Annotated in this window: 17 protein-coding genes; 14 read left to right on the forward strand and 3 right to left on the reverse strand. The window is 66.7% G+C overall.

Features of this window, described 5'->3' with window-relative positions:
• The first annotated feature begins 387 nt into the window (after positions 1-387).
• The 4 genes from J8847_RS21965 to J8847_RS21980 all read left to right on the forward strand — a co-directional run bounded on the left by J8847_RS21965 (position 388) and on the right by J8847_RS21980 (position 6,362).
• Positions 388-840: a hypothetical protein gene (locus J8847_RS21965; protein ID WP_211526813.1), complete on the forward strand. Its 453-nt coding sequence runs from the start codon at positions 388-390 to the stop codon at positions 838-840.
• 150 nt (positions 841-990) lie between these two features.
• The gene (locus J8847_RS21970) at positions 991-2,469 is read left to right on the forward strand and encodes a DUF2868 domain-containing protein (RefSeq protein WP_211526814.1); all 1,479 of its coding nucleotides are present in this window, start codon (positions 991-993) and stop codon (positions 2,467-2,469) included.
• Complete coding sequence (locus J8847_RS21975) at positions 2,469-3,965, forward strand: DUF3482 domain-containing protein (RefSeq protein WP_211526815.1); 1,497 nt, start codon at positions 2,469-2,471, stop codon at positions 3,963-3,965. Before J8847_RS21970 ends, J8847_RS21975 begins: the two co-directional genes overlap by 1 nt.
• An 84-nt stretch (positions 3,966-4,049) precedes the next feature.
• Positions 4,050-6,362: a TonB-dependent receptor gene (locus J8847_RS21980; protein WP_211526816.1), complete on the forward strand. Its 2,313-nt coding sequence runs from the start codon at positions 4,050-4,052 to the stop codon at positions 6,360-6,362.
• Here J8847_RS21980 and J8847_RS21985 read toward each other — a convergent pair.
• Entirely contained in the window at positions 6,359-8,473 is a 2,115-nt protein-coding gene (locus J8847_RS21985) for a TonB-dependent receptor (protein ID WP_211526817.1), read from the reverse strand. The two genes, J8847_RS21980 and J8847_RS21985, sit on opposite strands and share 4 nt — an antisense overlap.
• 301 nt (positions 8,474-8,774) lie before the next feature.
• On the opposite strand from J8847_RS21985, the gene adh reads away from it, so the two are divergent.
• From adh to J8847_RS22035, 10 genes are all read left to right on the forward strand, one after another.
• Positions 8,775-10,295: an aldehyde dehydrogenase gene (adh, locus tag J8847_RS21990; RefSeq protein ID WP_211526818.1), complete on the forward strand. Its 1,521-nt coding sequence runs from the start codon at positions 8,775-8,777 to the stop codon at positions 10,293-10,295.
• A 5-nt stretch (positions 10,296-10,300) separates the two neighbouring features.
• Positions 10,301-10,723 (forward strand): DUF779 domain-containing protein, encoded by a 423-nt coding sequence (locus tag J8847_RS21995; protein WP_211526819.1) that lies wholly within the window; start codon positions 10,301-10,303, stop codon positions 10,721-10,723.
• Between the two features lie 13 nt (positions 10,724-10,736).
• Positions 10,737-11,843 (forward strand): S-(hydroxymethyl)glutathione dehydrogenase/class III alcohol dehydrogenase, encoded by a 1,107-nt coding sequence (locus J8847_RS22000; protein WP_211526820.1) that lies wholly within the window; start codon positions 10,737-10,739, stop codon positions 11,841-11,843.
• A gap of 43 nt (positions 11,844-11,886) precedes the next feature.
• On the forward strand, positions 11,887-12,468 hold the full coding sequence (gfa, locus tag J8847_RS22005; RefSeq protein ID WP_211526821.1) for an S-(hydroxymethyl)glutathione synthase: 582 nt from the start codon (positions 11,887-11,889) through the stop codon (positions 12,466-12,468).
• 58 nt (positions 12,469-12,526) lie between these two features.
• Positions 12,527-12,883: a hypothetical protein gene (locus J8847_RS22010; protein ID WP_229429961.1), complete on the forward strand. Its 357-nt coding sequence runs from the start codon at positions 12,527-12,529 to the stop codon at positions 12,881-12,883.
• Between the two features lie 196 nt (positions 12,884-13,079).
• Positions 13,080-14,888 (forward strand): methanol/ethanol family PQQ-dependent dehydrogenase, encoded by a 1,809-nt coding sequence (locus tag J8847_RS22015; RefSeq protein WP_211526822.1) that lies wholly within the window; start codon positions 13,080-13,082, stop codon positions 14,886-14,888.
• A 60-nt stretch (positions 14,889-14,948) separates the two neighbouring features.
• Positions 14,949-15,368: a cytochrome c gene (locus J8847_RS22020; RefSeq protein WP_211526823.1), complete on the forward strand. Its 420-nt coding sequence runs from the start codon at positions 14,949-14,951 to the stop codon at positions 15,366-15,368.
• Positions 15,365-16,228, forward strand: coding sequence for a quinoprotein dehydrogenase-associated putative ABC transporter substrate-binding protein (locus J8847_RS22025; RefSeq protein ID WP_211526824.1), 864 nt, complete (start codon positions 15,365-15,367; stop codon positions 16,226-16,228). Before J8847_RS22020 ends, J8847_RS22025 begins: the two co-directional genes overlap by 4 nt.
• 7 nt (positions 16,229-16,235) lie before the next feature.
• Positions 16,236-16,952, forward strand: a complete 717-nt coding sequence (locus J8847_RS22030; protein WP_211526825.1) for a hypothetical protein — start codon at positions 16,236-16,238, stop codon at positions 16,950-16,952.
• Positions 16,953-16,998: 46 nt separating this feature from the next.
• Positions 16,999-18,000, forward strand: a complete 1,002-nt coding sequence (locus J8847_RS22035; protein WP_211526826.1) for an ATP-grasp domain-containing protein — start codon at positions 16,999-17,001, stop codon at positions 17,998-18,000.
• Positions 18,001-18,004: 4 nt separating this feature from the next.
• Here the strand turns inward: J8847_RS22035 and J8847_RS22040 are convergent, their stop codons facing one another.
• On the reverse strand, positions 18,005-18,964 hold the full coding sequence (locus tag J8847_RS22040) for a beta-propeller fold lactonase family protein (protein WP_211526827.1): 960 nt from the start codon (positions 18,962-18,964) through the stop codon (positions 18,005-18,007).
• A gap of 12 nt (positions 18,965-18,976) precedes the next feature.
• Entirely contained in the window at positions 18,977-20,965 is a 1,989-nt protein-coding gene (locus tag J8847_RS22045; protein WP_211526828.1) for a sigma-54-dependent Fis family transcriptional regulator, read from the reverse strand.
• Positions 20,966-21,456 lie beyond the last annotated feature (491 nt).

A 21,456-nucleotide genomic window follows, 5' to 3' on the forward strand; every position in this document is an offset into this window, starting at 1 on the left:
GGGGGCCGAAAAGACGCTGGCGGTACGCACGCAAACTTGGGTCCCCGCCTTCGCGGGGAGTCGTAGCCGCCAGTGGCGGGTATGACGGTTTTATAGCGAAGTGCGCTAATCGCGATAATCATTGTGGCCTGCTGCTTATGAACGTCATTCCCGCGAAGGCGGGGACCCAAGTTCAACTAGCGCCAGCAGGATACGACACTATGCAGAACAACGATCGGGCCAACATCCACTCACCGGCTCGACCTTAAAGCCGCACCTCCTCACCGTCCCGCTCACTCAACCAAAGCGTGCGGACATTCCTACAACTCCGCGAAGCCTTCTCCTATACAGACCTGACCTGGCTGCGCGCATGATCGATCTATTGGTTCAGCAAGCAGAGGAGCGATCATGAAATCGAAAGAGAAGGTCAAAGGCGGCGATAACCGTGCCCGTGGCATCCACAAACCGAAAGTCGTGACTGTCGCCGAAGGCAGCCTGCAGAGCAGGGCGCCCGGGTACGTCATGCCCGGCGGCCCCGATACGCCGTTCCCGAAAGCCAGCCTGGGTTCGATGCAGTCCGACTTGCACGGCAGCCCGCGCAATGGCGTCGGCACCCAACACGGCGCATGGAGTGCGCGCCAACAGGCGCAGCGCATGCAGGAGCGCGGTGAACAGGACCGACTTGGCCAGCTCCAGCAGTCCGCCGGCATCGAACAGAACCAGCCTGCCGGTTCCCAGCAGTCTTCGCTCGGCACGTCCGGCTCGCGCCAGTCCGCTCCGGAATCCACCCCGCAGAACAAGGTCGACCAACCATCCTCCGATTACGGCAGCAAACGCAGCCGCAAGCAGCCACGTGGCTGACCGGTTGCCGTCTTGACCGATCCTGACCCGGCCAGTCCGGGTTTCTTTACGCCCGTTAGCTGTCCTCCTCGCACGTTCCAACCTGTCATCCTGTGAAAACTGAGGCACAATGCAGTTACAGCATTGTCAATTCATCCATACAGGAAGAGCATGAACGAACAGGTCGCACGCAATGTCGTGCTGGTGCGCGCCATCGAAACCTCCGACGTTGGCCATACCGTACTGAGCGAGGATGACCGCAAGTACGCCACCCGCAGCGCTCGCGAGCTGGCCGCCTGGCAGGCATCCGACAGCAAGATGGCGGTGACCCAGCATCACTTCCTGCAGCAGCGTTCCGAACAGATCATCAAGCGCCTGAGCGAACGCACACCCGCCTTCGCCGCTTTCGTCCGCAGACGCCCCGGCATGACCGGCATCTGGACCGCGCTTCCCTTCATCGCTTTCATCGCCGGCGCGGCCCTCGACCGCATCGCCGATCCGCACCGAATCGACCTGCTGTCCGCACCGCTGCTGCTGATCATCGCCTGGAACCTGCTGGTCTACCTGGGTATGCTGGTGTGGGCCATCATTCCCCGCAAGCGCAAGACCGGCAGCCCGCTGCTGCACCGCCTCAGTGTCGGCAAGGCCGCCGTACCCCGTAAGCTGCCCTCCGCACTGAGCGACGGCGTCGCCCACTACCTCGCCGACTGGGCAGTGCTGAGCGAGCCGCTCACGCGCGCACGCCTGGCTCGTACCTTCCACCTGGCTGCCGCCGGCTTCGCGCTCGGCGCCATCGCTTCGCTCTACGCACGCGGCATGCTGACCGAGTACGTCACCGGCTGGGAAAGCACCTTCCTCGACGGCCGCCAGGTACACACCCTGCTGTCCTGGCTCTTCATGCCGGCGATGACCGTCTTCCCTTTCCTGCAGGGCTTCTCGCTGAACGAGATCGAGCTGCTGCGCTTCGGCCGCGGCGCCGTGGTGACGGGAGGAGGGGAGCGCTGGGTGCACCTGTACGCCGCCACCTTGCTGCTGCTGGTCGTGCTCCCGCGCCTGATCTTCGCGAGCTTCGCCGGCCTGCGCGCCGGCCGCCTCAAGCGCCGCTTCCCCATCGACCTGGACCAGCCTTACTTCCGCAAGCTGGCCGACAGCATCGGCGCCGGCGCGCCCGCGCTGCTGCGCGTGATCCCCTACAGCTATACGCTCGACGAAGCGCGCGACCGCGGCCTCTGGGCCCTGGCCGCAGCCACCCTGGGCGGTCAGGCCAGGGTCCAGCTGCGCCCGACGGCCAGCTATGGCGTGGAACCGAAGGATGCCCTGCGCGAGACCGTGCTGGACGAGGCGGGTGTCACCGTCACCGCCGTCCTGTTCAGCCTTGCGGCGACGCCGGAAAAGGAAAACCACGGCGCCTTCCTCGATTACCTTTCCAAGCGCGTCCCGCGCGGCGTCGCCGTCCTGCTCGACGAGTCGTCCTTCGTCGAACGCGGCGGCGAGCAGCCCGGCAGCGATACGCGCCTCACCGAGCGCAGCGCCCTGTGGCGCCAGTTCTGCAGCTTCCACGGCGCACCCGCCCACGTCGTCAACCTGCTCCAGCCGGACAAATACCCGCTCGAATTCGGCGCGGGCCTGAAATTGCCGGAGCTGCGCTGATGGATCCGGTCAAGATCCAGTTCGCGCTCGTCTCGCACACCAACAACGGCAAGACCACCCTGGCGCGCACCCTGGTGGGCATGGACGTCGGCGAAGTGCGCGACGCCGCCCACGTCACCGAATTCGCCGAGGCCCACCCATTGGTCGAGAGCGATGCGGGCGACACCCTAGTGCTCTGGGACACCCCCGGCTTCGGCGACTCGGTGCGCCTGCTCAAGCGCCTGTCCATCGCAGGCAATCCGATCGGCTGGCTGCTGCGCGAAGTCTTCGACCGCTACCGCGACCGTCCGTTCTGGCTCAGCCAGCAGGCACTGCGCGCTGCCAGGGATGAGGCGGACGTGGTGCTCTATCTCGTCAACTCGTCCGAGTCGCCCCAGGACGCCGGCTACCTGCCGGCCGAGATGAAGATCCTCGACTGGCTCGGCAAACCCGTCGCAGTGCTCCTGAACCAGATGGGGCCACCCCGTCCGGGTGCGCAGGAGCAGGGCGAGCAGCAGCGCTGGAAGCAGCACCTGGCCCAGTACCCGATCGTGAAGGAAGTACTGCCGCTCGACGCCTTCGCGCGCTGCTGGGTGCACGAACACGTGTTCTACGAAGCGATCACGCCCCTGATCGCGCCGGCCAAGCAGCCCGGCTACGCGCGCCTGGTCGCGGCATGGTCCGCGCGCAACCGCGAACGCTTCAGCAATGCCTTGCGCACCAGCGCCGAGCAGCTGGCCGCCGCCGCACGCGACAGCGAGCCGCTGCCGGAGACGCAGCGCGGCGTCCTGCGCAGCGCCCTCAAGGCGGTCGGCATCGACAAGGACGAGCAGCGCCGCCAGGAGCTGGCAATGGCCGCCCTGGTTGCTCGCCTGGAGAACGGCATCAACCACGCCACCGCGCGCATGCTGTCGCTGTACCGCATCGACCCGGGCCAGGCGCTCACCATCAATGCGCGCGTGAGCGAGAACTTCGCCGTGCGTGCGCCGGTCGACAAGACCCAGGCCGGCCTGCTGGGCGCAGTCGTATCGGGCGCGGCGACCGGCCTGTCGGCGGACGTCATGGCCGGCGGCCTGACCATGGGCGCCGGTGCGCTGCTGGGCGCCATCGTCGGAGGCCTGACGATGGCCGGCGCCGCATGGGGCTTCAACCAGCGTCTCGACCGCGACAAGGCCAGCGTGCAGTTTGCCGATCCCTTCCTGCAGACGCTGCTGACCGGCGCCGTCCTGCGCTACCTGGCGGTGGCCCATTTCGGCCGCGGTCGTGGCAACTACGTCGAAAGCGAGGCGCCCCCGTTCTGGCAAGCGGAGGCCGAACGGACGCTCGCCGCGAGCGCGGCCGCCCAACCCAGGCTGTGGGAGGCGGTGCGCACCGCGCCGGACCTCGGCGCCGCCGCGGCGCTGGTCGAGTCCGTGCTGGTCCCCGCCGTGAACGCGACGCTGGCCACGCTGTACCCCGGCGCCGCATTGCAGGTCCACCCGCCCGCCGATGGCACGCCAATTGCTCCCAAATCATAAGACCGATCATTATCAGGAGACGAGCATGACACACCCCGCCCAATTGGCCCTGTTTGCAAAGGATGGCGTACAGGTAGCTGGCGCATGAAGCGCAAGGTCCTGGTTTCCGCGCTTGGGCTGATGTCCGCCGCCCAGGCCTCTCCAGCGCTGCCTGATTCCATGGCGCCCGATGGCGAACGGATCGCGCGGGTCGAAGTGGTGGGCGCGCTGCCGTTCGCCGACGCGGGCATCCAGGCGGACCGGCTGCCCTACGCACTGCAGTCGCTGGACCGCGACGCCCTGCGCGACGCCCAGGGCGGCAACCTGGCGGAGACGATGACGCGCAAGCTGGTCGGCATCGCCGTCAACGAGATCATCGGCAGCCCCTTCCAGGTGGATCTCAGCTACCGCGGCATGCGCGCCTCGCCCTTGCTCGGCACCTCGCAAGGCCTGTCGGTCTACCTCGACGGCGTGCGCGTCAACGAAGCATTCGGCGACGTGGTCAACTGGGACCTGCTGCCCGAGGCCGCGCTGGCGCGCCTGTCGGTGGTGCCCGGTTCGAATCCGCTGTATGGCCTGAACACGCTCGGCGGCGCGCTCGTCCTCGAGACCCGGTCCGGCCTGTCGGACCCCGGCGGTGAACTGGCCCTGTCCATTGGAGAGCACAAGCGCCGGCGCGCCGATGTCAGCTACGGCATCAACGCCGATGGCTGGCACCAGTTCGTCGCGGCCACGCTGTTCGAGGAGGACGGCTGGCGCGCCCACTCCGCTGGCCGCCTGGGGAATTTATTCTACAAACTGGGGCACAAAGGCCCGGCGACCGACTGGAGCGCCACGCTGCTCGGCGGCCGCAGCCGCATGCTCGGCAATGGACTGCTGCCGGAAGCGCTGTACCGGCGGGACCGGCGCACGGTCTACACCTATCCCGACCGTACCGAAAACCGCCTGCTGCAGGGCGGCTTGCGCATCAAGCACCGCATGGAAAGGGGAATCGAAGCGACCGTCTCCGCCTATGCGCGCAACAGCCGCCGCGATACGGTCGGCGGCGATGTGGGCGACGAATATGCGGATTATGTCGAGGACTGCGCCGATGGTTTCGACGCCGCTGGCCAGGCGAACGATCCAGTCGAATGCGCGTTCACGCGCGACGAGGGGGCCGCGCTGCATCCGGCCAGCCTGAATACCACGGCCACCCGCCAGCGCAGCAGCGGCGCCAGCCTGAACCTGCATAGGCGCGAGGGCGGGAACACCTATGATGCCGGCCTCGCCTGGGACCGCAGCCGCGTGCACTTCGCCCAGTTCGAACAGGAAGCCTTCTTCACGCCGATGCGCGGTGTCGAAGGCGATCCCGAAGAAGAGCGCGAGCCGGCATCGTCGGTATCTGGCCGTGCCCGCGCTTCAAGCCTTTACGCCGCGACGACGCTGGCCGTCTCGCGCGACACCAGCATGAGCCTGTCGGCCCGCTTCAACCACGCCCGGGTCGGCAATACGCTGGTGACCGAAGACGGCCCCAAGCCGCCCGAGACCTTCAGCTATTCGCGCCTCAATCCGGCGCTCGGATTCACCCACCGGTATGCCGGGATGACCTGGTTCGCCAACGCCGCGCAGAGCAACCGCGTGCCCACGGTGATCGAGCTCGGTTGTGCCGACCCGGACGAACCCTGCCGCCTGCCGGTCGGGCTGCAATCCGATCCCTACCTGAAGCAGGTCGTGTCACGTACCATCGAGGCAGGCGTGCGGCGCGGCGGAGAGGATGGGGCGGTCGGCGCCAGCGTCTTCCGCACCGTGAACCGCGACGACATCCTGTTCGGGCGGGCAGGGCTCACGCGGGCCGGCTATTTCTCGAATTTCGCCCGCACGGTGCACCAAGGCGTGGAACTCAGCTGGTCCCTGCGCCGCGGCGCCCTGGAAGCGCAAGCAGGCTACAGCTTCCTGGACGCCGCCTATGGCGCCGCCGGCACGCTGTTCACGGGCGCCCGTTCCGTGCCGGTGGAGCACGGCACCCGCATCGCCGGCCTGCCGCGCCATACCCTCAAGCTGGATCTCGGCTGGAAGGCCAGCCCGGCCCTGGTGCTCGGCTCGGAGCTGCGCGCGGTCTCGCGCATGGGGAGCCAGGGCAACGAGGACGGCCTGGTCGAGGATGGTGAAGAGGATGCGCGTGCCGACTGGAGCATCGGCGGCCACGCGCTGCTGAACCTGCACGCCAACTGGACACCTGCGCCTGGCTGGCAGGTGTTCGCCAGGATCGCGAACGTCCTGGACCGGCGCGTTGAGAGCTTCGGCTCCCTGGCCGTCGACCTGTTCCCGGACGGCCGCCTGCTGCAGCCGCATGCTGGGCCGGTGGAGCCGGCGATCACGCGCTTCGTCGCACCCGGCGCGCCGCGCACCCTGACGGCCGGGGTGCGCTACCGCTTTTAGAACTGATACCGGGCGCTCACGCCCATGACCCAGTTGCGTCCCGGCGCCGCTTCGTAATAGCGGCGGTTGGCGTCGCCGACAATCACCGAGCCGACATAGGTGCGGTCGAACATGTTGTTCAGCCGCGCGAACTGCTTGAAGCGCCAGCCGCCCAGCTGCTGGCTGGCCTGCACCCGGGCGTTGACGATCGCATAGCCGGGCGCCGGCGTCATCGTGTTGGTGTCCTCCGCGTAGACGCGGCCGTTGGCGATGGTCTCGAGCGCCGCGCCGAAGCGTCCTTCGCGCTCTTTCCAGCCGAATTCGCCGTACAGGCTGGTCTTGGGGATGCCCGGCAGGCGGCTGCCCTCGGGCACCGCGCCGAAGCCCTCGTCATAGACCGCGCGTAGCACCGTGAGCGCGAGGCGGGCATTGAAGCCGGCGCCCAGCTCGGCGTCGAGCGACAGTTCGCCGCCCTGGCGCAGGGTGGCGCTGGCATTGCGGTAGCTGGTGCGGCCGCCCGAGGAGCTGTCGACGACCAGTTCGCCCTTGGTGCGCACCTGGAACAGCGCCGCATTAATGCGCGCGCGCTCGCCCATCATGGCCTTGAAGCCCGCCTCGAGGTGGGTGCCCACCGCCGGATCGAGCCGGAAGTTGAAGCCTGCGCCGCTGCCTGAATAGAACAATTCGTTCAAGGTCGGCGCCTCGAAGCCGCGCGCCGCGCTGGCATACACGTTCAGCGCGGGCGATACCTTGTACAGCACGCCGACCAGCGGCGTGGTGTGGCGGTAGTCGACGCTGCCGCTGTCGTTGCCATTCGATAGGAACTTATCCTCGACGTCGAACTTCAGGCGGCTGCGCCGCACTCCGCCGGTGAGCACCCATTGGCCGCGTTCCCACTCCAGCTGGGCGTAGGGATCGGCGCTGCTCACCTCATTCAGTTCGTCGCGCCGCAAATTTCCCTTCACGCCGAAGGTGGGCCCCACGAAGTTCTCGAAGCCTTGGCGCGCATCGCGCGAACGGGCCAGCTCCAGGCCCAGGGTAGCGCGCAGGGTGCCGCCGGCCAGCTCGCGCACCAAGCGCCAGTTGGCGTCGACGCCATGGAAATCGCGATCGAAGTCGACCACGCCGCCCGAATGGCTGGCCGGCGCCTGGAAGCCGCGCGAGAACGACTGGTACTGGATCACGCGGCGGTTGCCGTCATACGCCGTCACCTGCAGGCGGTCCGGCCCGAAGCGGCTTTCCCAAGATACGCCGAACTGCTTGTGGTCGATGCTCTTGCGCGTGTCGTAGCGCTCCGCCAGGGTGCGCTGGGGCGAGAGCGTGTCGGTGGTGTCGATCTCGCCGGCGCGCGGATCGCGCTGGTAGGTGGCCCAGGTCACGCCCAGCGGATCCTGGGTGTCGTCCTGGCGCAGGCCGCTGGCCGTCAATACGAGCCGGCTGCTGGCCGAGGGAGCGAAGGTCAGCTTGGCGTAGGCCTGGTCGCGGGTGGCGGCGCTGTGGTCGCGGAAGCCGTCGGTCTCGAAGCGCGAGGCGTCGAGCAGGTAGCCGAACGCGCCGCTGCTGCCCTCGGCGTTGACGTCGGTCTTGCGCAGGCCGTCGCTGCCGGCGGCGAAGTTGGCCTCGACCGAGGGCCGCCCTTTGGGATCGCGGGTGAACAGCTGGACCACACCGCCGGAATGGTTGCCATACAAGGCGGAGAAGGGGCCGCGCAGCACTTCGATGCGCTCGGCCATGTCGAGATTGAAGGTCGCGGCCTGGCCCTGGCCGTCCGGCATCGTGGCCGGAATGCCGTCCGCCACCAGGCGCACGCCGCGCACGCCGAAAGCCGAGCGGGCGCCGAAGCCGCGCGAGGAAATCTGCAAATCCTGCGCATAGTTCTGGCGGTCGCGCGCCACCAGGCCCGGCACCGCGGCCAGGGCCTCGGAGGCGTTCACGCGCGGCTGGGTGTCGCGGATCTGGGCGGCGTCGATCACGTCGATGGCGGCAGGGAGGTCGAAACTCGTGTGCTCGGCGCGGGTGCCGCTGACCACGACCACGTTCAGGGGGCCTTCCGGCTCATCGGCGCTGGCTGCCAGCGGCCAGCATGCGCATGCGGCGGCGATCAGGTTCAGGCGTAAAACGTGTTGCTTCATCCGGTCTCCAGTCTGTCGGTGGTCCGCCTCCCGCAGGCGGGCCGTGTTATCCCGTCAAGCAATATACCTGCCATCGCGAAAACGTGATGCGCCAAGCTGCGTTTTCAGGACAGTCAGGCTGGCGGGTTGTTCAACTTTTGAACAGGTGTTGCAGGAGCCGATGTTCCGTGTGCGACGTTGCGGAACGGTTTACAGAGGGAGAGGGGGCGCCGCGGTCGCGGCTGGCACGCCCCTTGCGAAAGGATCACCTGCCATGGAGCCCGTTGCCGCCAACGGAAAAATCAACAACCTAGGGGATGACATGAATCTCGCGGACATCAATAAGCTGGGCGTCGCCAATCCATTCAAGCAGCGTTACGACAACTTCATCGGCGGCCGCTTCGTGGCCCCGAGCAAGGGCGAGTACTTCCCCAACATCACGCCGATCACCGGCCAGCCTTTCTGCGAGGTGGCGCGCTCCAGCGCCGAGGACATCGAGCTGGCGGTGGACGCCGCCCACGCCGCCAGGGATGCCTGGGGCAAGACGTCGCCGGCCGAGCGTGCGCGCATCCTGAACAAGATCGCCGACCGCATGGAAGAGAACCTCACCATGCTGGCCACCGCCGAGACCATCGACAACGGCAAGCCGATCCGCGAGACGACGGCCGCCGACATCCCGCTGGCGATCGACCACTTCCGCTACTTCGCCGGCGCCATCCGCGCCCAGGAGGGCTCGATCGCCCAGATCGATCACGAGACCTATGCCTACCACTTCCACGAGCCGCTGGGCGTGGTCGGCCAGATCATCCCCTGGAATTTCCCGATCCTGATGGCGGTCTGGAAGCTGGCCCCGGCCCTGGCGGCCGGCAACTGCGTGGTATTGAAGCCTGCCGAGCAGACCCCGGCCTCGATCATGGTGCTGATGGAGCTGATCGCCGACCTGCTGCCGGCCGGCGTGGTCAACGTCGTCAACGGTTTCGGCCTGGAAGCCGGCAAGCCGCTAGCCTCCAGCAAGCGTATCGCCAAGATCGCCTTCACCGGCGAGACCGGCACCGGCCGCCTGATCATGCAATACGCAGCCCAGAACCTGATCCCCGTCACCCTGGAGCTGGGCGGCAAGTCGCCCAACATCTTCTTCGAAGACGTCATGGACCAGGACGACGCTTTCTTCGACAAGTGCCTGGAAGGCTTCGCCATGTTTGCTCTGAACCAGGGCGAGGTCTGCACCTGCCCCTCGCGCGTGCTGGTGCAGGAATCGATCTACGAGGCCTTCATGGAGCGCGCGCTGGCGCGCGTGGCCGCGATCAAGCAGGGCAATCCGCTCGACAGCGCGACCATGATCGGCGCCCAGGCCTCGCAGGAACAGCTGGAAAAGATCCTGTCCTACCTCGACATCGGCCGCCAGGAGGGCGCCCAGGTACTGGCGGGCGGCGAACGCCATGTGCAGCAGGGCGAACTGGCAGGCGGCTACTACGTGCGCCCGACCGTGTTCAAGGGCGACAACGCGATGCGCATCTTCCAGGAAGAGATCTTCGGGCCGGTCGTTTCCGTCACCACCTTCAAGGATGAAGAAGATGCGCTGCGCATCGCCAACGACACCCTGTACGGGCTCGGCGCCGGGCTGTGGACGCGCGACACTTCGCGCGCCTTCCGCGTCGGCCGGGCGATCCAGGCCGGCCGCGTGTGGACCAACTGCTACCACCTGTACCCGGCGCACGCGGCCTTCGGGGGCTACAAGCAGTCGGGCATCGGCCGCGAGAACCACAAGATGATGCTCGACCACTACCAGCAGACCAAGAACCTCCTGGTCAGCTACAGCCCCAACGCGCTCGGCTTCTTCTGAGCCATATGAACAGCGCGCCCGCCCGCGTGGTCGCCACCGCCGCCGCACTGGAGCTGATCGGCCAGCTGCGCCGGCGGCACGGCCCGGTCATGTTCTTCCAGTCCGGCGGCTGCTGCGACGGCAGCGCGCCGATGTGCTACCCGGACGGCGAGTTCGCCGTCAGCGACAGCGACGTCCGCCTGGGAGAGCTGGATGGCGCGCCCTTCTACATCGGCGCCGGGCAGTTCGCCTACTGGGCGCATACCCAGCTGATCATCGACGTCGTCGCCGGCAACGGCGGCATGTTCTCGCTCGATAACGGAACCGGACAACGTTTCCTGACCCGCTCTCGCCTGTTCAGCGACGAGGAGCTGCAGCTGCTGCCTGCCCCGGTGACCGGGGCGCCGACCGATTTTGCAACCCGTCCGCCGAGCGGCGGACCACTTTGACAAGAAAGATGCCATGAAAACGAGAGCCGCCATTGCGTGGAAAGCCGGAGAACCCCTGAGCATCGCCGAAGTAGACCTGGAAGGGCCGCGCGCCGGCGAAGTCCTGGTCGAGATCAAGGCGACCGGGATCTGCCACACCGATTACTACACCCTGTCCGGCGCCGACCCGGAAGGGATCTTCCCGGCCATCCTCGGCCACGAAGGCGCAGGCGTGGTGCTGGAGACCGGCCCCGGCGTCACCTCGGTCAAGAGCGGCGACCACGTGATCCCGCTGTACACGCCGGAATGCCGGCAGTGCAAATTCTGCCTCTCGCGCAAGACCAACCTGTGCCAGTCGATCCGCTCCACGCAGGGCCGCGGCCTGATGCCGGACGCCACCTCGCGCTTTTCTCTGGACGGCAAGCCGATCTACCACTACATGGGCACCTCGACCTTCTCGAACTACATTGTGGTGCCGGAGATCGCGCTGGCCAAGATCCGCGAAGACGCGCCTTTCGACAAGGCCTGCTACATCGGCTGCGGCGTGACCACGGGCGTGGGCGCGGTGGTGTTCTCGGCCAAGGTGGAGGCGGGGGCCAATGTGGTGGTGTTCGGCCTGGGCGGCATCGGCCTGAACGTGATCCAGGGCGCGCGCATGGTGGGCGCCGACAAGATCATCGGCGTCGACATCAATCCCGGCCGGGTCGAGATCGCCCGCAAGTTCGGCATGACGCATTTCGTCAACCCCAACGATGTGGGCAACATCGTCGACCACATCGTACAGCTGACCGACGGCGGCGCCGACTTCTCCTTCGAATGCATCGGCAACACGACCGTGATGCGCCAGGCGCTCGAGTGCACGCATAAGGGCTGGGGCCAGTCCTTCATCATCGGCGTCGCCGCCGCCGGCCAGGAAATCAGCACGCGTCCCTTCCAGCTGGTCACGGGGCGCCAGTGGAAGGGATCCGCCTTCGGCGGCGCGCGCGGGCGCACCGACGTGCCGAAAATCGTCGACTGGTACATGGAAAACAAGATCAACATCGACGACCTGATCACCCACACCTTGCCGCTCGATCGCATCAACGAGGGCTTCGAGCTGATGAAGAGCGGGCAGTCGATCCGCTCGGTGGTGCTGTACTGAGCAAGCCGCAGTCCGATTCCAACCAACGAACAGGGAGACGAACATGAATGAGGCAGTCAAGATCCATCCGGCCGTCGACAACGGCATACCACCTGCGGAACCCGGCTTTTCCGGCGGCACGCTGAGCTGCCGCTGCGCGGCCAATCCGGTGACGGTCGAAATCAGGAGCCAGGTGGCGCACAACCACGTGTGCGGCTGCACCAAGTGCTGGAAGCCGAACGGCTCGCTGTTCTCGCAGATCGCCGTGGTCGGGCGCGACCACGTCAAGGTGACGGCCAACGAAGACAAGCTCCAGGTCGTGGACCAGGACGCGACGATCAAGCGCCATGCCTGCCGCGACTGCGGCGTGCACATGTATGGGCGGATCGACAATTCCGGCCACGCCTTCTATGGCCTGGATTTCGTGCACACCGAACTGTCGAAGGAACGCGGCTGGTCGCCGCCGGAATTCGCCGCCTTCGTGTCCTCGATCATCGAGTCGGGCGCGCGGCCGGAAAACATGGGGGCGGTGCGCGCCCGCCTCAACGAACTGGGACTGCCGCCTTACGACGCGCTGTCGCCGGCGCTGATGGACGCCATCTCGACCCACGTCGCCAGGCAGCGCGGCGTGCTCAAGGACGCGTAAGGAGAGCGGCTGCCGGCAGCCCGGCAGCCGCCTGCTGCGCAACTCACCGGAGACAAGAATGAAGCGATCCTTCCTGCTGCTGTCGCTGGCGCTGGCCGTGGCAATCAGCACCCCGCTGGCGGCGCACGCCGACGACTTCCCCACCAGCGGCCGCGTGGAGTACGTGCTCGAGTGCATGCAGAAGCACGACGGCAAGTACGAATATCTCTACAAGTGCTCCTGCGTGATCGACCACATCGCCAGGGAGATGACGTACGACGACTACGTGGCGATGTCGACCGCCCTGCGCAACCAGACCATGGGCGGCGAGCGCGGCGCAGTGTTCCGCGATCCGGCTCCGGTCAAGGACATGGCCAACAAGTACAAGGCGCTCCAGGCCAGCGCCAACAAGGCCTGCTACGTGACGCAGCGCTGAAGGCTGTGTCGTGGATGGCGCAGCGCGCGGCGCGACTGTCCCGAATCTGAACATGGCGCCGCGCAGCAGGAGGGGCAGGGCGCAGGGCAAGGACACTGGCACATTCTGTGCTGTGGGAAGGGTGGGACATCCCCACATCGATGTTTGCATGGCTACACAGGTCGGACCGCTGATAAAAACCATAGGAGACTCAACCATGTCATTCCCAATAAGACTCATCCGCTGGTGGCCGTGCCTGGCACTGGCTGCCGGCCCGGCGCTAGCCGCCGACTCCGATGTCGAGAAGCTGACCAAGGACCCGAAGAACTGGGCTATGCAGTCCGGTAACATGGCGAACCACCGCTACAGCGAACTCAAACAGATCAACAGCAAGAACGCCAAGAACCTGCAGGTGGCCTGGACCTTCTCCACCGGCGTGCTGCGCGGCCACGAAGGCGGCCCCCTGGTGATCGGCGACACGCTCTACATCCACAGCCCCTTCCCGAACAAGGTCTTCGCGGTGTCGCTGGAAGACCAGTCGATCCGCTGGAAGTACGAACCGAAGCAGGACCCGACCGTGATTCCGGTGATGTGCTGCGACACGGTCAACCGCGGCGTCGCCTACGCCAACGGCAAGATCTTCCTGCAGCAGGCCGACACCACGCTGGTGGCGCTCGACGCCAAGACCGGCGCCGAGCTGTGGAAGACCAAGGTGGGCGATCCGAAGCTCGGCGAAACCACCACCAACACCCCGCACGTCTTCAAGGACAAGGTCCTGACCGGCATCAGCGGCGGCGAATTCGGCGTGCGTGGCCGCGTGACGGCCCACGACATCAACACCGGCAAGGTGGTATGGCGCGCCTACAGCACCGGCCCGGACAACGAATTGCTGGTCGACCCGGCCAAGACCATGACCTGGACCGACGGCAAGATGGCGCCGATCGGCCCGGATTCCTCGCTCAAGAGCTGGCAGGGCGACCAGTGGAAGCTGGGCGGCGGCACCACCTGGGGCTGGTACAGCTACGACCCGGAGACCAACCTGGTCTACTACGGCACCGGCAACCCGAGCACCTGGAACCCGCGCCAGCGCCCCGGCGACAACAAGTGGTCGATGACCATCTTCGCGCGCGATCTCGACAGCGGCCAGGCCAAGTGGGTCTACCAGATGACCCCGCACGACGAGTGGGACTATGACGGCGTCAACGAAATGATCCTGGCCGACATCAAGGTCAAGGGCCAGCCGCGCAAGGCGCTGGTGCACTTCGACCGCAACGGCTTCGCCTACACGATGGACCGCGTGAGCGGCGAGCTGCTGGTGGCCGAGAAATTCGATCCGAAAGTGAACTGGGCGACCCACGTCGACATGAAGAGCGGCCGTCCGCAGGTGGTGGCCAAGTACAGCACCGACAAGAACGGCCCCGATTTCAACACCAAGGGCATCTGCCCGTCGGCCCTGGGCACCAAGGACCAGCAGCCGGCCACCTATTCGCGCAAGACCGGCCTGTTCTACGTGCCGACCAACCACGTGTGCATGGACTACGAGCCCTTCCAGATCGAGTACACGGCCGGCCAGCCCTATGTCGGCTCGACCCTGTCGATGTACGCGGCGCCGGAAAGCCACGGCGGCCTGGGTAACTTCATCGCCTGGGATGCCGGCACCGGCAAGATCGTCTGGTCCAAGCCGGAGAAATTCTCGGTGTGGAGCGGCGCGCTGTCCACCGCCGGCGACGTGATCTTCTACGGCACCCTGGAAGGCCACGTGAAGGCGGTCGACCACAACGGCAAGGAACTGTGGAAGTTCAAGACCCCGTCCGGGATCATCGGCAACGTCCACACATGGGAGTACAAGGGCAAGCAATACATCGGCGTGCTGTCGGGGATCGGCGGCTGGGCGGGCATCGGCCTGGCGGCCGGCCTGACCAAGGGCACCGAGGGCCTGGGCGCGGTGGGCGGCTACAAGGACCTGGCCAAGTACACCGAGCTGGGTGGCGTGCTGACCGTGTTCGCCCTGCCTGACAACAAGTGATGGTTCCTCCGCGCCGCGCCTTCACCGGCGCGGCGCGCTTTGATCGACACCGGGAATACTATGAACAAACTGAAGAACCGAGCCTGGACCGCGGCGCTGTGCTGCGTCCTGGCAACGCTGCCCGCAGTGGCGGCCGGACCCGCCCAGGCGGGAGGCAACACACCCTACACGGTGGCGGAAGGTAACAAGGTGGATGCCCAGACCCTGAGCGGCTGGAAGACCTGGCGCGCGATGGCCTGCGAACGCTGCCACGGCGCGGCGCAGGAAGGCATGGTCGGCCCGTCGCTGGTGGACAGCCTGAAGGTGCTCAACAAGGACCAGTTCAAGGCGGTGGTGCTGAAAGGACGGATCGAGAAGGGCATGCCGAATTTCGACGGCAGCAAGATGGTGACCGAGAACATCGACAACCTCTATGGCTACCTGAAAGGGCGCTCGGACGGCGCGATCGAACCGGGCCGCCTGCAGGAGATCGGTAAATGACGTGGCGCTCGCCGCTGGCTGGACTGGCCTGCATCCTCGCCTGCGCCGGCGCGCCGGCGGCCGCCCAATCCGCGCCAGGCCAGGACAAGGTCTTGCGGGTCTGCCAGGACCCCAACAACCTGCCCCTGTCGAACCGGGCAGGGGAGGGTTTCGAGAACAAGATTGCCGCATTGCTGGCGCAGCAGCTGGGCTGGAAGCTCGAACACACCTGGTATCCGCAGCGGATGGGCTTCATCCGCAATACCCTGCGCGCCAAGGAAGAGAATACCGACCGCTTCAAGTGCGACCTGGTCACGGGCGTCGCCAAGGGCTTCGACATGGGCGCCACCACGCATTCCTATTACCGCTCCAGCTACGCCATGGCCTACGTCAAGGGCCACGGCCTGGATGGCGTGCGTACGCTGGACGACCTGATGGCGCTGGACGCCGGCCAGCGCAGGAAGCTGCGCATCGCGGTCTTCGCCGGTTCGCCGCTCACGGAATGGCTGCTGCAGAACCACCTGATGGAGCAGGTTACCTGGTACCAGAGCCAGACCGGCGATGCCGGCCAATACCCCGGCGAGGTGATCGAGAAGGACCTGGCCGGCGGCAAGATCGACCTGGCCTTCGCCTGGGGACCCATCGCCGGCTACTTCGCCAGGAATGCGCGCGCGGAGCCGATTGTCGCCGTTCCGCTGGCGTCGCGCCCCGGCATGAAGTTCGATTTCGAGATCGCGATGGCGGTTCGCCATGGCGACAAGGATTTCCGCGCGCTGATCGACAAGCTGCTCGACGCCAACCAGGGGCAGATCCACGCGATCCTCGAACAATACGGCGTCCCGCTGCTGGAATTGCCGCAGCCGCAGCCTTCCCGACCCTGAGGACAGCATGATCCGTTTTCCAAGCTTAGTGCGGGCCGGACCGGCGTTCCTGTTTGCCCTGGCCGCCCTTGCCGGCCCGGCGAGCTCCCAGCCGGTATCGCCCGCCGAGGTCCTGCTGTTCGAAACCGACCACCTGGCGCGCACCAGGGCGCCGGCGACCCTGACCTACGACTTCCGCAAGGTCAGCAACGTTGAAGCCGGATTCACCGACACGGTCGAGCTGGGCCTGACGCGGGAAGCGGGACGCATGCACGCCCGCCTGCGCTTTCTCTCCGGCGAGCGTCAGCGCGAGGTGCCGGACATCGACGATGTGCACGGCAACCCGGTGCTGCTCGGCTTCCTGGAGCGCGACATCGCCGAGATGAAGCGCCTGACGGGCGGATCGACGACCTACTTCCGCAAGCGCATCCGGATGGCGCTGGCCCAGGGGACTGAGATCACGCGGCAGCCGATCACATTCCAGGGCAAGACGCATGAGGCCAAGGTGGTGCGCATCCAGCCCTACCTGGACGATCCCATGCATGCGCGCTTCGAGCAGTACGTGCGCAAGACGTACACCTTCGTCCTGAGCGACGAGGTGCCGGGCGGGGTGTACCGGATTACCACCTCCCTGGCGAACGACGGCGGACGGGTGATCCGCACAGCGGCCGGCGCGGGCCAGGGAGGCGAGGCGCCGGCCATCGACGAAACGCTCACCCTGGTCAAGGCGGTCGACAAGCGCTGAATGTGGCGCGACCGACGCCTGGACATGGAATCAGCCGGAGGAAGCGATGGCGCGGTTGAAAGTATTCGCATTCGATTACGCCATGGCCGGCGGCCCAAGGGCACGCGCCCTGCCGGGAGCGCTCAGCCAGCAGGGCGCCATGCTGCTGCACGCCTTGCTGGCCGACCTGGCCGCCTTGCCGGACGTCGAACTCCACACCATGCCGGCCGCCGATGCTCCCGGACCGTCCGGCGCCTCGCTCGCCGGGCAGGGTTTCAGCCAGCGTTTCGACGCCTGTCTGCAGGCGGCGGACGCCGTCTGGCCCCTGGTCCTCGAAGCCGGCCTGCTGGAAGACCTGTCGCGCGACATCCTGCGTGGCCAGCGGATCCTGCTGGGCAGCGCGCCGGGCGCCGTGCGCGTCACGGCCAGCAAGCTCAGGACGGCGCGCGCGCTGGCCGACGGCGGCGTGCCGGCCGTGCCGACCTTCAGCCCGCATGCGTCCTTGCCGGACGGGGAAGGAGCCTGGGTCGTCAAACCGGACGATGGCGCCGGCTGCCTCGACACCCGCCTGTTCAGCGACCGCGCGGCGGCCCTTGCCCACGTCCGCGCCAGCGCCGCGCAAGACTATGTGCTGCAGCCCTTCGTCGCGGGAGAATTGGGCAGCCTGTCCCTGGTCTGCTGCGACGGCAAGGCCTGGGTGCTGGCCTGCAACCGCGAACGCGTGGCGGTGCGCGACAACCGCTTCCACTTCCTGGGCAGCACGGTGAACGGACTCGATGACGCGGACGGTGCGCTCGCTGGCCTGGCGCAGCAGGTGGCGGCGGCGCTGCCCACGCTGTGGGGCTATGTCGGGGTGGACTTCATCCGCAATGCCGACGGTGTCCTCGTGCTCGACGTGAATCCGAGGCTGACCGCCGCTTACGCGGGGCTGAGCGCCTCGATCGGCCGCAATCCGGCGGGACTGGTCATTGATTTGCTCAAAGGGGCGGCCGCGCCTGCGGCGCCGCTGGCGCGCCGCGCAGTGTGCGTCGACGTCGCCAGCCTCGGCCAGCCCTGGCCGCTGAGCTGATCGGCTACCTGATCACCACACCCCAGGGCAGCTTGCCGACGGCGATGTCGCGCAGCTTGGTGCGGCTGGCGGTGTCGATCACCGACACGTTGTGGCTGCGGCCGTTGGCGACGTAGAGCTTTTTGCCGTCGGGCGTCAGGGCCATGTTCCAGGGGCGCTGGCCGACCGGGATGGTGGCCACGACCTGGTGGGTGGCGGTGTCGATCACCGACACGTTGGCGTCGCCGCCGTTGGACACGTACACCTGGCGGCCGCTCGGATGCACGGCGATGCCGTTGGCGCGCAGCCCGGCCTTGATGCGGGCGACGATGGCGAAGCTGCTGGTATCGATGACGAACACTTCGTTGGCGTTCTCGGCCGCGATATAGGCGCGGCTGCCGTCCGGCAGGAAGCCGATGCCGCGCGGGCGGGCGCCGACCGCCACCTGGGCCACCTGCTTGCGGCCGGCGAAATCGATGATGTCGACGGCGTCGCCTTCTTCCGCACTGACGAACAGCAGGCGGCCGTTGGGACTGAACACGGCGTGCTCCGGGTTCTTGCCGTGCACGGGAATCGAAAACGCCAGCGCGTTGCTGCGGGTGTCGGTGACTGCAATTTCGTTCTTGCCCTCGATGGCGGCGACGACCCAGCGCCCATCGGGAGAGATCGAGACGCCTTCGGGCGACTCGCCCAGGGCCACCGCGGCGCCCAGCTTGCGCGCGCCCAGGTCGACCAGCTGCAGGCGGTTGTTCGGCTGGTCGCTCACGTACAGCCAGCGTCCGTCCCCGCCGACGGCCAGTCCCCGCGGCTTGGCGCCGCCCGGCATTTCGGCCACCACTTCATCCTTCGCGGTATCGATCACGGAAATCGTGCCGGCGCCTTCGTTCGGGACATAGGCGAACGGTGCGGCGAACAGGGCGGACGGCACGCCGGCGGCGAAAGCCAGCACGGCGGCGGAAAGGTGGCGAAGAGGCGGTGTGCTCATGCAGTCTCCATGTCAGTGAAAGGGCGACTTGTCGGGATGCTGGATGTTCAGGCGCTGCAGCTTGCGGTACAGGGTATTGCGGCTGATGTTGAGTTCGCGGGCGACGCAGCTCATGTTCCACTGGTGGCGGCGCAGTTCCTGCAGCAGCACCTCGCGTTCGGCGCTCTCGAGCGGTGTCAGTGTGGTATCGGAGAGGCCGGCGATCTCCGGGACCGGTGCGGAAACGGGAACGATCGGGACGGCGGAGTCCTGCCGGAGTTCGTGCCGGTACTCCGGGGGCAAGTCGCGCAGGCCGAGGCGGTTCGATTCGCGCAGAGCGACCATCGTGCGCAGCAAGTGGCGCAGCTGGCGCACGTTGCCGGGCCAGCGCTGCCGGTCCAGCGCGTCCAGCAGAGGCTCCTCGAGCTCGACGTGGCTGCCGTCGTCGCTTTCCTGGGCCAGGATATGCGCGATCAGCGCGCGGCGGTCGGCGCGCTCGCGCAAGGGCGGCATGCACATCGTGACGCCTTGCAGCCGGTAATAGAGGTCTTCACGGAATTCTCCGGTCTCGATCTTCTTTGCCAGGTTGCAGTGAGTGGCGCTGACCAGGCGGATGTCGAGCTTGACGGGCGTCTCGGCGCCGAGCGGGACCACCTCGCGCTCTTCCAGCACCCGCAACAGGCGCGCCTGCAGGGCGAAGGGCATGTCGCCGATCTCGTCCAGGAACAGGGTGCCGCCATTGGCCTGCAGCAGCTTGCCGCGCTGGCCATCCTTGCCGGCCCCGGTGAAGGCGCCGGCGCGGTAACCGAAGAGCTCGCTTTCGATCAGGGATTCCGGTATCGATGCACAATTAATCGCCACGAAAGGCCGGTCGGCCCGTGGGCCGGACAGATGCATGGCGCGCGCGAACACTTCCTTGCCGGTGCCGGTTTCGCCCAGCAGCACGGCCGCGACGTTGCGCTCGGCGATGCGTTTGGCGGTCGCCACGTGGGCGGCCATCACCGGGTCGCCGAATTCGATGCTGTCCAGCGCGTTGATGGTTTGTGGTGGGGTGGCGGGCAGGGCGCGCGGCGCCCGCCGCATCGACGGCGTGGTCACCGGCTGGACCATCACGGCGAAGAAGCGCGCGCTGTTGCGCACTTCGAAGATCGGCACCGGGTGGTAGGCGCCGCGGACGCTGCTGTCCACCAGGCCGGCAAAGGTCACGTTGAACAGTTCGCCGATATCGCGCCCGACGATCTCGGCCGGGCTGGTGAACCCGAGCTGGAGCAGGGCGCCGCGGCTGGCGGCCAGCACGGTGCCCGTCACGCTCATGGCGATCGCGCCTTCGTTCAGGGTGCCGACGAACTCCGGGCGGTTGTGGAAGCGCAGGATGTAGTCGTGGCGGAAGTGGTTCAGAAAGACCCGGTTTTCGATCATCTGCACCGACATGCAGACCAGGGCCAGCGTATGCTGCTGGGCGCGGTGCGATTCGCCGGAGGCGTCGAGCACGCCGACCAGTTCGCCTTCATGGTCGAAGATCGGGGCGGCGGCGCAGCTCAGGCCGATATTGCGGGACAGGTAGTGCTCATCCTGGTGGACGGTCAGGGGGCGGCGCTCGATCAGGCAGGTGCCCATCCCGTTCGTCCCCTGCACGCGTTCGCTCCAGATGGCGCCCTGGGTGAGGCCGGTCTTCGAGGCGGCGTGGGTGAAGGCAGGATCGCCGAAGTAGTTGAGCAGGACGCCGTCGCGATCAGTCAGCATGATGGCGTAACCGGAGCCGGCGAGCTGCTGGTAGAGGTTCTCCATCTCGATCCGCGCGACCGACTGGACGCCGGCGAGGCGCTCCTGGCGTTCGAGCAGTTCGACGTGCGCGACCACTTCGGGCTCCGCGCAGGTGCCGGGATCGAGCTGGTATTCGTTGAGACATCGGATCCAGGAACGTGTGATGCGGCTCCCGCTGTTGCCACTGAGATCGGTACCGATTCGGCCTTGGACGACCGAACGGACGCGCTTGACGTGTTCCACGGCAAACTTCGACATGCTGTCTCCTGGTCCGCAACTGACGCCGTGCCGGAGCAGGGCTGCCGTTGCTTGTTGGACTGTTATATGAGCCTGGCAACGTTAACTCTTATATACGGGAGAATACACCTTTAAGTTTGAAATTGTCCCGATACTTTAGTCGGGGAAACCTCTATGGGCGCCGAAGATACATTCGTCTCTAAACGAAGCCGAGTCATGGGAACTAAAGTTCGTATTTACATTCCCTAAGGCATCCATGGCGCATGCCGATGGAAACACAACAGTTAAAGTGCCACTTGCGCGGACCGTAGCCGGTTTGCTATAGTTCGCCTCCGCTTCGGCGCTGGTCGAAAAACGTTAACGTAATCAAGTGCTTACGATGACGCGACCGGCAGGCAGAAATGCAACGAAGTGGACGAGGGGTTGACGAGTTAAGCGAAACACTGCATAATCTCATTCCTCTGCTGCTGACGAACACAACGCTTCGTCGAACGAGCAAGCAGTACAGAACA

Origin of the sequence: Massilia sp. AB1, from assembly GCF_018119385.1 — a bacterium.
GTDB lineage: Bacteria > Pseudomonadota > Gammaproteobacteria > Burkholderiales > Burkholderiaceae_D > Telluria.

What these genes read in the sequence shown, in the direction of transcription:
- J8847_RS22000 (WP_211526820.1), top strand. Translation starts at nt 10,737, where the DNA reads ATGAAAACGAGAGCCGCCATTGCGTGGAAAGCCGGAGAACCCCTGAGC.
- J8847_RS21985 (WP_211526817.1), bottom strand. Translation starts at nt 8,473, where the DNA reads ATGAAGCAACACGTTTTACGCCTGAACCTGATCGCCGCCGCATGCGCA.
- J8847_RS22020 (WP_211526823.1), top strand. Translation starts at nt 14,949, where the DNA reads ATGAACAAACTGAAGAACCGAGCCTGGACCGCGGCGCTGTGCTGCGTC.
- J8847_RS22045 (WP_211526828.1), bottom strand. Translation starts at nt 20,965, where the DNA reads ATGTCGAAGTTTGCCGTGGAACACGTCAAGCGCGTCCGTTCGGTCGTC.
- J8847_RS21970 (WP_211526814.1), top strand. Translation starts at nt 991, where the DNA reads ATGAACGAACAGGTCGCACGCAATGTCGTGCTGGTGCGCGCCATCGAA.
- J8847_RS22035 (WP_211526826.1), top strand. Translation starts at nt 16,999, where the DNA reads ATGGCGCGGTTGAAAGTATTCGCATTCGATTACGCCATGGCCGGCGGC.
- J8847_RS22010 (WP_229429961.1), top strand. Translation starts at nt 12,527, where the DNA reads ATGAAGCGATCCTTCCTGCTGCTGTCGCTGGCGCTGGCCGTGGCAATC.
- J8847_RS22040 (WP_211526827.1), bottom strand. Translation starts at nt 18,964, where the DNA reads ATGAGCACACCGCCTCTTCGCCACCTTTCCGCCGCCGTGCTGGCTTTC.
- adh (WP_211526818.1), top strand. Translation starts at nt 8,775, where the DNA reads ATGAATCTCGCGGACATCAATAAGCTGGGCGTCGCCAATCCATTCAAG.
- J8847_RS22015 (WP_211526822.1), top strand. Translation starts at nt 13,080, where the DNA reads ATGTCATTCCCAATAAGACTCATCCGCTGGTGGCCGTGCCTGGCACTG.
- J8847_RS21975 (WP_211526815.1), top strand. Translation starts at nt 2,469, where the DNA reads ATGGATCCGGTCAAGATCCAGTTCGCGCTCGTCTCGCACACCAACAAC.
- J8847_RS21965 (WP_211526813.1), top strand. Translation starts at nt 388, where the DNA reads ATGAAATCGAAAGAGAAGGTCAAAGGCGGCGATAACCGTGCCCGTGGC.
- J8847_RS21980 (WP_211526816.1), top strand. Translation starts at nt 4,050, where the DNA reads ATGAAGCGCAAGGTCCTGGTTTCCGCGCTTGGGCTGATGTCCGCCGCC.
- J8847_RS21995 (WP_211526819.1), top strand. Translation starts at nt 10,301, where the DNA reads ATGAACAGCGCGCCCGCCCGCGTGGTCGCCACCGCCGCCGCACTGGAG.
- J8847_RS22025 (WP_211526824.1), top strand. Translation starts at nt 15,365, where the DNA reads ATGACGTGGCGCTCGCCGCTGGCTGGACTGGCCTGCATCCTCGCCTGC.
- gfa (WP_211526821.1), top strand. Translation starts at nt 11,887, where the DNA reads ATGAATGAGGCAGTCAAGATCCATCCGGCCGTCGACAACGGCATACCA.
- J8847_RS22030 (WP_211526825.1), top strand. Translation starts at nt 16,236, where the DNA reads ATGATCCGTTTTCCAAGCTTAGTGCGGGCCGGACCGGCGTTCCTGTTT.